The following is an 11,840-nucleotide window of genomic DNA, read 5'->3' as shown; positions in this document are numbered from 1 at the left end:
GCTCCTTGATGTGAAAACGTGGCGGGTTACTGGCGCACGAGCGCCGCGATGTCGGCGTCGCTCAGTGCCGAGCCGTAGATGCGCAAATCGTCCATCGCGCCCTGGTACGGCGCATCCCACCAGTTCACGCCCAGCGCAAACACGCCGCTGGTGCCGGTAAACACGTTGGGGAAACCCGCGGCGCTGAATCGTTTGCTGCCGTCGACATACACGTTGACCGCGCCGTTTCGCACGGTGAAGGCCACGTGCGACCAGCGGCCGACAGGGATCGTCATGCCAAGACCGGCGTCGTACCAGGCCGTGCCCGACCACAGCATCGATGCGCCGCCCACGCCCCCATGGCCCATCGGCAGCAGGCTGACCCAGGATTCGGTCGTGCGCGCGCCAAAGAAGGTGGTCGAAAACGCCGTCAGTGCCGCCGGCTTGAGCCACAGCGCCACGCTGTAGTTCTGGCTCGCGATGAGCCCATTGGGCAGCCGCACGCCGCTCGCGCCGTTGAAGACAGCCGCCCTGCCCTTCACGCCTGCCTCGAAGGCGATGCTGCCGCCTGGCGCGTCGATCCGGTTGCCGGTCACGCTGCCGGCGCCGAAGATGCCGTTTGCGTCAGCCAGGTTGCCATCGAAGGTGTAATGGGCCAGCAGGCCGCCGGCCTTGCGCACGGTGACGCCAAAGGTCTTGGTGACCACCGTGTTGCCCTTGGCGATGCGCGCCGTGAGCGTGACATTGACGTCCCCGCTGGCCGGACTGGTGACCACCCCGGTGTTGCTGATGACGGTCGGATTGGACGACGTCCAGGCAATCACCGCGCCGCGCGTGCCGCGCGTGGGCAGCGCAAGATTGGCCGTGACGGCGCTCGTGTTGCCCAGGCTGAGTTCTGCGGCGACGGCATTGACCACCTGCGCCTCGGTGCGTGGCGGCAGCCGGCTGCCGAACAGTGACACGCCCTCGCGCGAGACCGCCGAGAAGGTCATCGCAGGGCTTTTGGCCGTTTCGTCCCAGCCGTTGATGAAGACACCCTTGTACGGCGAGGCACCGGGCAGGCGGATCTCGATCCCGTTGCTGCCGGTGAGCAGCCAGCTACCGCCCACGGCGCCCGTGATCGTGCCGTCGGCGTTGAGTGAGATGGACTGCGACTTCTTGATGGCGGCCGAAATGTCCTTGCCATGATTGACCAGCATGTAGTCGCCCTGCACGAACTCGCGCCGCACGGCGCCCAGCGTCTCGCCCGTGTAGCGGCGCGGCGCGACGACCGGCCAGCCGTCCGCATTCATGAACAGTTGGTGCGTGCGGATCTCATGCTGCTCGCCGCGCTCTGGGAAACGCGCATGGAAGATCAGGAAGTGCTTGCCGCTGGCCGGATCGACATACGCCGAGTTGTGGCCGGGCGAGACATAGCCGGTGCCGATGCCTGTCCCCGTATCGCCCAGGCTTCGCTCGAACAGGAAGCTGCCCATCAGCTTGACGCCGTAGGGCGCGATCGATGCATCGTCGAACAGCGGCTTGGTGGGATCGGATTTGACAGCCGCCATGTCGTTGCCCTGGGCGTCGACGTACGGCCCGTCCGGATTGAGCGAGCGCGCGACGCGCAGATTGTAGCCACCGGTCGCATCCAGCCCGCCAAAGGACGTAAACAGGTAGTAGTGCGACGTGGCGGGGCTGTACATCACGTAAGCACCTTCGATGCGTGCGTGGTTGCCGCCCATCAGGCGCTTGCCGTAGCCCTGCCCCGGCAATGGCATGCCGGTCGACGGATTCAGCGCCAGGATGAAAATCCCGCCCGAATACGAGCCGTACACCATCCACAGTTTGCCGGCGCGATCCGAAAAGACGTGCGGATCGACGGCATTCGGGTGTTTCAGTGCGTCGTAGATCGTGCCATCGTGGCTGGGCTGGCCCCACATGCCCGATTTTAAAATGATGCCCTTGTCGACATAAGGACCTTCGATATTATTCGCTACCGCAATACCCAATGCGGAACGTGGCGAATCGCCCTTGCAGGCGTTGTAATACATATAGAATTTTCCGTCTGGCATGCGCTTGACGTCGGCCGCCCAAAGTGTGGACGACTGCGCCCAGCTGAATGTTTCGGCCAGTTCGGTGAATACATTCGATGCGCCATTGAGGAATAATGGATTGTTCGCCGTGACACCGTCGCTGACCTGCTGCCATTTCATCAAATCACGCGATTTGGCGGCCGCCAGATGCGATCCGAACACATAGAACATATCGTCCACCTTGATGACCGACGGGTCGTGCACGGCGGCATTCTGGAAGACGATCGGGGTTGGCGCGGCCTGGGCAGCGACGAACGAAGGAAGCATGGCCGACGACAATACGGCCCATGTTCCCATTGAGGAAAGGGTGTGATGCACGCTGGTCTCCGTTATATTTATTTGAATTTGCATTCTGATCATCGAATGCCGGAAATGAGAATGCGATATTTTTAAATGGTTTGCAACCGGATTGCATACGCTTGTTCAGCGCATTTCCCGAGATAAATATTTGCGATAACTTAAATAGCGCAATTTCTTATAAAAGCGACTGAAAGAATATCGCAGCCATTTCTGCGATATTCTTTTTTCGCCGGAATCGTTTTAAATCCACGAAAAAGTAATCGCCTGGTTTTTCGTCCAAGAATGGCTGTTGGCGCCGTACCACAGGGTATGCCGGTACGTGATGTGTCAAAATGCGCCCTTTACAGCGAGAACACCATGCACAAACTGATTGCCGAATTGATGCGGCTGTATCTTCCCGCCGATGTGCTGTCGTCCGACGTGCTCGCGCTGCCGGTCAGCCTGACAAACGGCGATGGCGAGACGCGCGCCATGATGATCCCGTTTCGCAAGACGAAGGGCGCCGACAGCGAAGCACACTGGACGCGGCTGTGCGAGGTGGCCAATGCGCTGCAGACGACGCTCAAGCTGCCCGCGCCAGCGGTGAGCATCTCGGGCGGCGACGCGTATTATTTGTGGCTGTCGCTCGCGACGCCGGTACCGGCCGAGCGCGCGCAGGCTTTTCTGGAACGCCTGCGCGCCGCGTACTTCCCCGACGTTGAGCTGGCGCCGGACGCGGTACGTGCGCCGGTCGCCCTGCCGCCCTGCCTGCACCCGCGCACCGGCAAATGGGCCGCCTTCATCCACCCGGGAATGGGCGCCTCGTTTGCCGACGAACCGGGGCTGGACATGCAGCCGCCGCCGAATGGCCAGGCCGGGTTCCTGGAAGGGTTGGAGAGTATCGATGCGGCGCAGTTCGAGCACGCGTGGCGCCTGCTCGAACCGGCTGCGGTGAGTGCGCCGGTGCCTGCGCCTGCGCCTGTGTCCTTGTCTGTGCCTGCGCCGCCAGCAGGCCTGCTGCTGAAAGACGCGACGCTGGAAGACATCGTGCGCCATCTGCACGCGAAGAATATCGAGCCGACTTTCCGGCACCTGATCGCGTAGGGTGGATGGGTTTCCCATCCATGCGTTCAACCAGTCATCGCGGTGTGGCTACGCAGGCTTGGTTTGAACGCTTGGACGGCGCAGCCGCCCACCCTACTTGGTGACCGTGATCAATGAGCGCTTGCCGCCCTTGAAACCGTACAAGGTGATCGTCCCGTCACGCACATCGCCGCGCGCGTCAAACGCCACCGGGCCGGTCACGCCCTTGTAGCTGGCTTTGGCCAGGAACGGCAGGTACTTGGCCGGGGCGGCCGATCCTGCCTTGACCATCGCATCGGCCATGACCATCGTCGCGTCGTACGCATACGGTGCGTTGATCTGCACGTCGATGCCGAAGCGCTTCTTGTAATCGACGCGGAACTTGTCCATGCCGGCCTTGCCTTCACCGCGCACGCCGCCCGCTTCCGCGCACACGACCTGGCCATCGACCATGGTGCCGCCGGAGAGCTTGAAGATCTCGTCCGAGCAGATGCCGTCGCCGCCCATCATGCGCACGTTCATGCCCAGCTGCTTCATCTGGCGCAGCATCGGGCCGGCCGTGGCGCTCAGGCCACCGAAGAAGACCATGTCGGGCTTGGTGGCGCGGATGCGGGTGACGATGGCGCTGAAGTCGGTCGCCTTGTCGTTGGTGAACTCGCGCGCGACGATCGTGCCGCCCTGCTGTTGCAGGGACCTGGAAAATTCCATCACCAGGCCCTGGCCGTACGCGGTGCGGTCGTCGACGACGGCCACGCGGCGCACTTTCATGGCACCGGTCGCGTAGCGGCCCAGGGCCTGGCCCAGCTGCACATCGTTGGCGATCGTGCGAAACGCCGTATTGAAGCCCTGCTGCGTGTATTTCGGGCTGGTGCTTGACGGCGAAATCTGCGGGATGCCGGCGGTGTGATAGATCTTCGACGCGGGAATCGTGGTGCCCGATGTCTGGTGCCCGATCACGCCGTTCACCTTGGCGTCGACCAGCTTCTGCGCCACGCTGGTGGCCTGTTTCGGGTCGCCCGCGTCGTCTTCGGCCACCAGCTGGAACGTCACCTTCTTGCCCGCGATCGTGGTACCGCGCGCGTTGAGGTGTTCGATCGCCATGCGCGTGGCGTTCTCGGTGTCCTTGCCAAAGTAGGCCACCGGCCCGGTGATCCCGGCCACATGGCCGATCTTGACGATGTCCTGGCTTGACGCCAGGCCGGCCGTTGCCGCCAGTACGCTGGCGGCCAATATGTTCTTGTTCATGGGTTCCCCGGTATGCAAACAGGCGGGCAAAAAGCCGCCAAACCGGTTATTTTACCGTGAGTACGCACACCGCGCTGGCGTGACAATTGACGCTATTTTGCCCGTACCTGCTGCGGTATCCTGCCTGGCTTGACAGCAAAGGCGCCTGCAACAGCACGGTCGCGGCAACAGGCACTTCCCGGCGCACACCATGCACACCATCCCATTCAGAATCAAGGCTGCCTTCACTGGCAATCTGCTGCTGCTACTTGCATTGCTGCCCGCGCAGGCGCAGCTACCGGCACCAAGCCGCACGATCTATAAATGTGAGGTGGCCGGCAAGATCGCCTATACCGACGTGCCCTGCCTCGGTGCGAAACGGCTCGACGTGGTGCCGGCGCGCGGTGTCGACAAGCTGTCGGGCACGTCCCGCGTGGGCGTGACAGTCGCACGTGAATATCAACAGGAGAATATGGCACGTGCCTTGAAACCCCTCCTGGGCATGAACGAGCAACAGTACGCTACAGCGGTACGGCGTCACGGGCTGGATGCTGGAGCACAGCGCGAATGCCGCGCACTCGAAGCGGCGATCGTCGACAACGAACGCATCGAGCATCAAGGGCCCGCGCGCGAATCAAGGGAAGCGCTGGCGCATGACACCCTCAGCCTGCGCCAGCGTTATCACGAGCTGCGCTGCTAAAGACTTGTCTGTACCGTCGTCTTGAACGTGACGGTGGCCATCAAGCCACCCAGCCGATCAGAAGAATCCAGCGTCAGCACCGCGCCATGGCGCTCGGCGATCGCCTTGATGATGGCCAGGCCCAGACCACTGCCGGCGGCCTCGCTGCCAGCCACGCGGTAGAAGCGGTCGAACACGCGTTCGCGTTCGTCCGGCGGGATGCCGGGGCCACTGTCTTCCACTTGCACCGCCACCGTCCCGGCGCCGCTGAGCACCGAGATGTCGACGGTGCCGCCGCCCGGGGTGTACTTGACCGCGTTGTCGACCAGGTTACGCAGCAGGATCTGCAGCGCATCGGGCTGGCCGTCGACGCTGGCCGGGTCGGCCTGCTGCAAGCCCAGGTCGACCCCCTTGGCGGCGGCCACGCCGGCCAGGTCGGCGGCGGTGCGGCGCGCCAGGTCGGCCAGGTCCACCGGCCGGTTGCGGGTCGCCGTGCCTTCGGCGGCGGTGGCCTCTTGGCGCGCCAGGATCAGGAGCTGCTCGACCAGGCGCGTGGCGCGGTCGATGCCGGCCGTCAGACGGCCCACCGCGATCTGGCGCGCTTCGGGCGTGTCGGCGCGGTCCAGGCTTTGGGCCTGCAGGCGCAGCGCCGCGAGCGGCGTGCGCAGTTCATGCGCGGCGTCGGCCACGAAGTTCTGCTGGGCCTCGAACGCGGTGCGCACGCGGCCGAACAGCAGGTTCAGCTCTTGCACCAGCGGGCGCACTTCGTCGGGCAAGCCGGTATCGGAGACCGGTGACAGATCGTCGGCCTGGCGCGACGCCACCTGCGAGCGCACGCGCGCCACCGGTTGCAGCGAGCCACTCACGACCCACCACACGACCAGCATCAGGATCGGCATCATGACCGCAATGGGCCCCAGCGTACGCAGGGCCAGGTTGCCGGCCATATTGCGGCGCACGGCCAGGTCTTGCGCGACCTGCACCGTTTGATTCGAGGTCTGGATCGAGAACACGCGGTAGGTCGTGCTGTTGGCGCGCACGTTCGAAAAGCCCAGCACCGCGCGCTGCGGCAGGCGCGCACGCGAGACGCTGTGAAACATCTGGGCGCCGTCGGGAGACCACATCTGCACCACCATATCGTCGTTGCCGCCGGCGCTTTCGGCTTCTTGCCGCGCGCGCGCTTCGTCGTTCGACAGCGGTGTGCTCGAACGCAGCGACAAGGCCATCTGCTGCATGTGGTAGTCGAAGATCTGGTCGGCGTCGTGCAGCGCGGTGCGGTAGGCGATCGTCGCCTGCGCCACCGCCGCGATCGTGATCGCCGCGAGCAGGAACCAGAGCAGGCGCCCGCGCAGCGAGTGCGTCATTTTCATGCTTTCGGCACCATGTAGCCGACGCCGCGCACGTTCTGGATCAGGTCGCTGCCCAGTTTCTTGCGCAGGCCGTGGATATACACTTCCACCGCATTGCTCGAGACTTCATCGCGCCAGCTGTACAGCTTTTCTTCGAGCTGCGCACGCGAAAGTACCGCGCCGGGCCGCGCCACCAGCGCCTCGAGCACGGCCCACTCGCGCGCCGACAGCGACACCTGGGTGCCGTCGACCATGATTTCGCGCGTGACCGGATTGATCGTGATGTTGCGGTATTCGAAAATCGGCTCGGCGCGGCCGGCAGCGCGGCGCAGCAACGCGCGCAGGCGCGCCAGCAATTCGTCGAGATCATAGGGTTTGAGGACGTAGTCGTCGGCGCCGGCATCCAGGCCCGCGATGCGCTGGGCCACCGAATCGCGCGCGGTGGCAACCAGCACCGGGGTGCGGTCCTTGCGCGCGCGCATCGAGCGCAGTACTTCGAGGCCATCCTTGCGCGGCAGCCCCAGGTCGAGCAGCACCAGATCGTAGTTCTGGTTCTGGATCAGGGCCGTGTCGGCCATTTCGCCGTCCTTGACCCAATCGACCGCGTAGTGCTCGGCCCTGAGCAGGTCGAGCACCACTTCACCGATCATCGTATCGTCTTCCACCAGCAGCAGTCGCATACATCCCCCGTTATTAAAGTGCGACCCGAGGACGCTACGCTATCTTAACCAATTAACCAATCCGCACCGGGATGAAGATTTTTTGACCGTCGCGCTGGATCAGCAGCGCCACCGACTTGCTGGCCTTGGCCACCATCTCGCGCACCTGGACCACCGACGTCACGGGACGGCCATTGACCGAGATGAGCACGTCGCCCGGCTCGATGCCCGCCATCTCGGCGGCGCCCGAGGCGTCCTCGATCAACAGGCCAGCGGCGATGCCGCTCTGGCGACGCTCGATCGGCTCGAGGGGCCGCAGCGACAGGCCCAGCTTGGCGCTGTTGTCGACAGCGCCCGCCACGTCTTCCACCTGGCCGCGGCGCGGTTTCTCGGCAGCGTCGGCCAGCGTCGCATCGATGCGCACCAGCTTGCCCTCGCGCCAGACGTCCATCGCGACCTTGTCGCCGGGTTTGGCCATCGTCATCATGGCCGGCAGGTCGCCCGACGAGACGATCGGCGTGCCGTTGGCCGTGCGAATGACGTCGCCGGATTTGAGGCCCGCACGTTCGGCCGGGCTGCCACGCTCGACGTTGCTCACCAGGGCGCCTTCGACCGATTCGAGCTTGAACGAATCGGCAAAGCTCTGGCCGACTTCCTGCACGCCCACACCGAGCTTGGCATGCTGCACCTTGCCGGTGGCGACGATCTGGTCCTTGATGCGCACCGCCAGATCGATCGGGATCGAGAACGACAGGCCCTGGTAACCGCCGGTCTGGCTGTAGATCTGCGAATTGATGCCGACCACTTCACCGCGGGTGTTGAACAGCGGGCCACCCGAGTTGCCTGGGTTGACCGCAACGTCGGTCTGGATGAACGGCACGCTACCGTCCGAAATCGAACGACCGGTGGCGCTGACCACGCCGGCGGTGACAGTGCTTTCGAGGCCATACGGCGACCCGATGGCCAGCACCCACTCGCCCACCAGGACCGATTTGGATTTGCCGATCGGCGCCACGGGCAAACCCTTGGCGTCGATTTTCAACACAGCCACGTCGGTGCGCGGGTCGGAGCCCAGAACCTTGGCGCGAAACTCGCGGCGATCCTGCAGCTTGACCGTGACTTCGTCAGCGCCCTGCACGACGTGTGCGTTGGTAAGGATGACGCCGTCCGGGCTTACGATGAAGCCCGATCCAGCGCCGAAAACGGGCGCTTCACGACCAGCGCGCTCACCACCGGAGCGCGGGTCCTGAAACTGCTTGAAGAACTCATACAACGGATGGCCCGGGTCGAGGCTTGGCATGCCGCCTGCATCACCGCCACTGCGGGCAGCGGTCTTGGTGCCGCCAACGACGCGGATATTGACAACTGCCTTGCCCTGTTGCGCGGCAATGCGCGTGAAGTCGGGCAGCGCCACGGTCGACGACGGGGCGCCCACGGCAGCAGCCGGCGCAGTGCCAGGGGCTGCCGCGACGACGGCCGGCGTGCCTGGGGCGGCGGGGTTGGCAGTCGCGTTATTGTGATTGACAGCGATGGCACCCACCGCGCCGCCGATGACGCCTGCGGCACACAGGGCCAGCGTCAGGCGTTTGGCAGTGATGGCAGTAACGGCACTTGGATTCGACATGGATGTGCTCCTGATGAAAATTCGGTGAATCGATGATTGAGATTCGATGAGACTAGTGTCGCGCAACCGTCTTAGACCATACTTAAGTTGACCGGCAACACCCCTTAGACGCGCCTTGATGCACACGGCTTGCGGCTGGACGGACACGATGCCCGCCAGATATGACAAGGGCGCCCCGATGCTGCAGGCGCCCTTCGTTCAAACCATTATCACATCATGTGCCACAGCTCAGGCAGCGCGCTGTTCCAGCGCCTGGACGTTGTCGCCGCTGATGGTGGTACCGGCAGCATCGCCGATGGCGATCTTGCGCGGCTTGAGCGCCTCGGGCACTTCGCGCACCAGTTCAATGGTGAGCATGCCGTTGTCAAACGAGGCGGTGGTCACCTTCACGTGGTTGGCCAGCTGGAAGCGCTGCTCGAAATCGCGCGCTGCGATGCCACGGTGCAGGAAGGTGCGCTGGGCGTCGTCCTTCTGCTTGCGGCCGGTGACGTGCAGGCTGTCACGCTCGGTGATGATCTCGACTTCGTCGCGGGTGAAACCGGCCAGCGCCATCACGATGCGGTATTGGTCTTCGCTCACCAGTTCGATGTTGTACGGTGGGTAGCTTGGCTGCGACTCGGCGCGTTGCTCGAGCAGGCTGGCCAGGCGATCGAAACCGATGGCGGAACGGTACAGTGGGGTCAGGTCGTAAGTACGCATGCTATCTATCCTTGTAAAGTTAAGCGATAAGGGTGCGGACCTCAGTTGAGCATCCGCTGGTACCAATCTAATGCCGGAGATCGCGAAATCAAGACATTCAAAATGCGGTTTTTAAAATATTTATCCAAATTTTGTTTGCATGATGTATCAGGGGAAATCCAGCCCTACGGGCGGTGCTACACTGCCCGGCTCCCCTTCCCTGCCTTTTTCCATGACCGCATCCCGCACCTTCTTTGCACGCGCTGCCCGTCCGGCGAGCGCTTTGGCCCTGACTCTGGCCCTGACTCTGGCCCTGCCTGCCTCGGCCCAGCTTCCCGCCGTCGGCGACGCCCCGTATCCCGGCACGATCGCGCTGCATGTCGATGCGAGCAATCTGTCGCAACAGGTCTTCAGGATGCGCCTGTCGATGCCCGTGCAGCCCGGTGCGATGACGCTGCTGTACCCGCAGTGGGCACCGGGCAACCACGGTCCGAACATCCCGCTGACCCAGCTCGCCGGCCTGAAATTCCGTGCCGGCGGCAAGCCGCTCGAATGGAAGCGCGACCCGGTCAACGTGTATGCGTTCCATGTCGTGGTGCCGGAAGGCGCAACCACGCTCGACGCCGAATACCAGTTTTTGTCGCCGCTCGATACGAGCCAGGGCCGCATCACGATGACCGACGATATCCTCGGCGTGCAGTGGCAATCGGTGGCGCTGTACCCGGCCGGCTACCAGGCGCGCCGCATCACCGTGCAGCCGACGCTGCGCCTGCCTGCCGGCTGGCAGTTCGCCAGCTCTTTGGCGGTCGAAGCACGCACCGGCGACGAAGTGCGCTTCAAGCCGCACGACCTCGATACGCTGGTCGACTCGCCCCTGTTCGCGGGCCGCTACTTCAAGCGCATCGACCTGGCGCCGGGCGCGAAGCAGCCGGTGATGCTCAACGTGGTGGCCGACAATCCCGAAAACCTCGAGGCCAAGCCGGACCAGATCGCGCTGCACCGCGCGATGGTGAGCCAGGCACTCAAGCTGTTCGGATCGCACCACTATCGCCAGTACGATTTCCTGTTTGCGATCTCGGACGAGTTCGGCGGCATCGGCCGCGAGCACCAGCAGTCGAGCGAGAACGGCGTCAAGCTCGGTTACTTCACCGAGTGGAACCGCAACGAGGCCGGACGCGAGCTGCTGCCGCACGAATTCGTCCACTCGTGGAACGGCAAGTTCCGCCGGCCCGCGGGCCAGGATGTCGCCAACTTCAACACGCCGCTGCAGAACGAGCTGTTATGGCTGTACGAAGGCCAGACCCAGTTCTGGGGCAAGGTGCTCGCCGCGCGTTCAGGCCTGGTCTCGCAAGCCCACGCGCGTGACGCTCTGGCCGCCGACGCCGCGCGCTACGATGCCACCCAGGGCCGGGACTGGCGCGCAGTGCAGGACACCGTCAACGACCCGATCATCAACGGCCGCCGTCCGATCGGCTGGGGCAACTGGCAGCGCAGCGAGGATTACTACACCGAGGGCATGCTGATCTGGCTCGACGTCGACACGATGATCCGCGAGATGTCGGGCGAGCAGCGCGGCCTTCAGGACTTCGCGCGCGCCTTCTTCGGCATCGACAACGGCAGCACGCAGACGACCTACTACACGTTCGACGACGTGGTGGCCGCCTTGAACAAGGTGCAGAAATACGACTGGGCGCCGTTCCTGCGCGCGCGCCTGGACGGCCACGGCCCGGGCGCCCCGCTAGATGGCCTCAAGCGCGCCGGCTGGAAGCTGGTCTACGGCGACACGCCAAGCGACACAACGCGCGGTGCGGAAGATCGCAACAAGACCACCGACTTCACGTACTCGCTGGGCTTCCAGGTGCGCGCCGATGGTGGCATCACGGGCGTGATCTGGGATGGCGTGGGCTTCCGCGCGGGCCTGGCGGCCAACACGACGATCGTCGCGGTCAACAACCGCGTCTACAAGGGCGATGTGCTCAAGGCAGCGGTGCGCGCCGCCAAGGATGGCAAGGCGCCGCTCGAACTCCTGGTACGCAAGGGGAACAACCTGCGCACGATCTCGCTCGACTACCGCGACGGCCTGCGCTATCCGCGCCTGGAACGCATTGCGGGCACCAAGGATCGGCTCGAGGTGTTGTTCAAGGCGCTGTAGGGTGGATGGCTGCGCCATCCACGCGTCCAACCATCAGCCGATCCGACGCGCAAGCCTGA

General features: G+C 64.3%; 9 protein-coding genes. 3 read left to right on the top strand and 6 right to left on the bottom strand.

The window, feature by feature from the left end:
• Window positions 1-26 precede the first annotated feature (26 nt).
• Entirely contained in the window at window positions 27-2,321 is a 2,295-nt protein-coding gene (locus RCH14_RS05185) for a family 43 glycosylhydrolase (RefSeq protein ID WP_343025102.1), read from the bottom strand.
• A 390-nt stretch (window positions 2,322-2,711) separates the two neighbouring features.
• Here RCH14_RS05185 and RCH14_RS05180 point away from each other — a divergent pair, with 390 nt between their 5' ends.
• The gene (locus RCH14_RS05180; RefSeq protein ID WP_343025101.1) at window positions 2,712-3,437 is read left to right on the top strand and encodes a hypothetical protein; all 726 of its coding nucleotides are present in this window, start codon (window positions 2,712-2,714) and stop codon (window positions 3,435-3,437) included.
• Window positions 3,438-3,530: 93 nt separating this feature from the next.
• Here the strand turns inward: RCH14_RS05180 and RCH14_RS05175 are convergent, their stop codons facing one another.
• Window positions 3,531-4,661 (bottom strand): branched-chain amino acid ABC transporter substrate-binding protein, encoded by a 1,131-nt coding sequence (locus tag RCH14_RS05175; RefSeq protein ID WP_343025100.1) that lies wholly within the window; start codon window positions 4,659-4,661, stop codon window positions 3,531-3,533.
• A gap of 190 nt (window positions 4,662-4,851) precedes the next feature.
• On the opposite strand from RCH14_RS05175, the gene RCH14_RS05170 reads away from it, so the two are divergent.
• Window positions 4,852-5,340: a hypothetical protein gene (locus RCH14_RS05170; protein ID WP_343025099.1), complete on the top strand. Its 489-nt coding sequence runs from the start codon at window positions 4,852-4,854 to the stop codon at window positions 5,338-5,340.
• On the opposite strand, the gene RCH14_RS05165 is transcribed toward RCH14_RS05170, so the two are convergent.
• From RCH14_RS05165 to RCH14_RS05150, 4 genes are all read right to left on the bottom strand, one after another.
• On the bottom strand, window positions 5,337-6,689 hold the full coding sequence (locus RCH14_RS05165; protein WP_343025098.1) for an ATP-binding protein: 1,353 nt from the start codon (window positions 6,687-6,689) through the stop codon (window positions 5,337-5,339). The genes RCH14_RS05170 and RCH14_RS05165 overlap by 4 nt on opposite strands.
• Window positions 6,686-7,348 carry a response regulator transcription factor gene (locus RCH14_RS05160; RefSeq protein ID WP_343025097.1) on the bottom strand — a complete coding sequence of 221 codons (663 nt, stop codon included), beginning with the start codon at window positions 7,346-7,348 and terminating at the stop codon, window positions 6,686-6,688. The genes RCH14_RS05165 and RCH14_RS05160 overlap by 4 nt, the downstream gene beginning before the upstream one ends.
• Window positions 7,349-7,400: 52 nt before the next feature.
• Window positions 7,401-8,951: a Do family serine endopeptidase gene (locus RCH14_RS05155; RefSeq protein ID WP_343025096.1), complete on the bottom strand. Its 1,551-nt coding sequence runs from the start codon at window positions 8,949-8,951 to the stop codon at window positions 7,401-7,403.
• A 228-nt stretch (window positions 8,952-9,179) separates the two neighbouring features.
• Window positions 9,180-9,650 carry an Hsp20 family protein gene (locus tag RCH14_RS05150; RefSeq protein ID WP_183555607.1) on the bottom strand — a complete coding sequence of 157 codons (471 nt, stop codon included), beginning with the start codon at window positions 9,648-9,650 and terminating at the stop codon, window positions 9,180-9,182.
• 211 nt (window positions 9,651-9,861) lie between these two features.
• On the opposite strand from RCH14_RS05150, the gene RCH14_RS05145 reads away from it, so the two are divergent.
• Window positions 9,862-11,781 carry a peptidase M61 gene (locus tag RCH14_RS05145; protein WP_343025095.1) on the top strand — a complete coding sequence of 640 codons (1,920 nt, stop codon included), beginning with the start codon at window positions 9,862-9,864 and terminating at the stop codon, window positions 11,779-11,781.
• Window positions 11,782-11,840: the final 59 nt, after the last annotated feature.

Origin of the sequence: Massilia sp. MP_M2 (genome assembly GCF_039123635.1) — a bacterium.
Taxonomy (GTDB): Bacteria; Pseudomonadota; Gammaproteobacteria; order Burkholderiales; family Burkholderiaceae_D; genus Telluria.
This window is presented reverse-complemented; position numbering and strand designations above follow the sequence as displayed.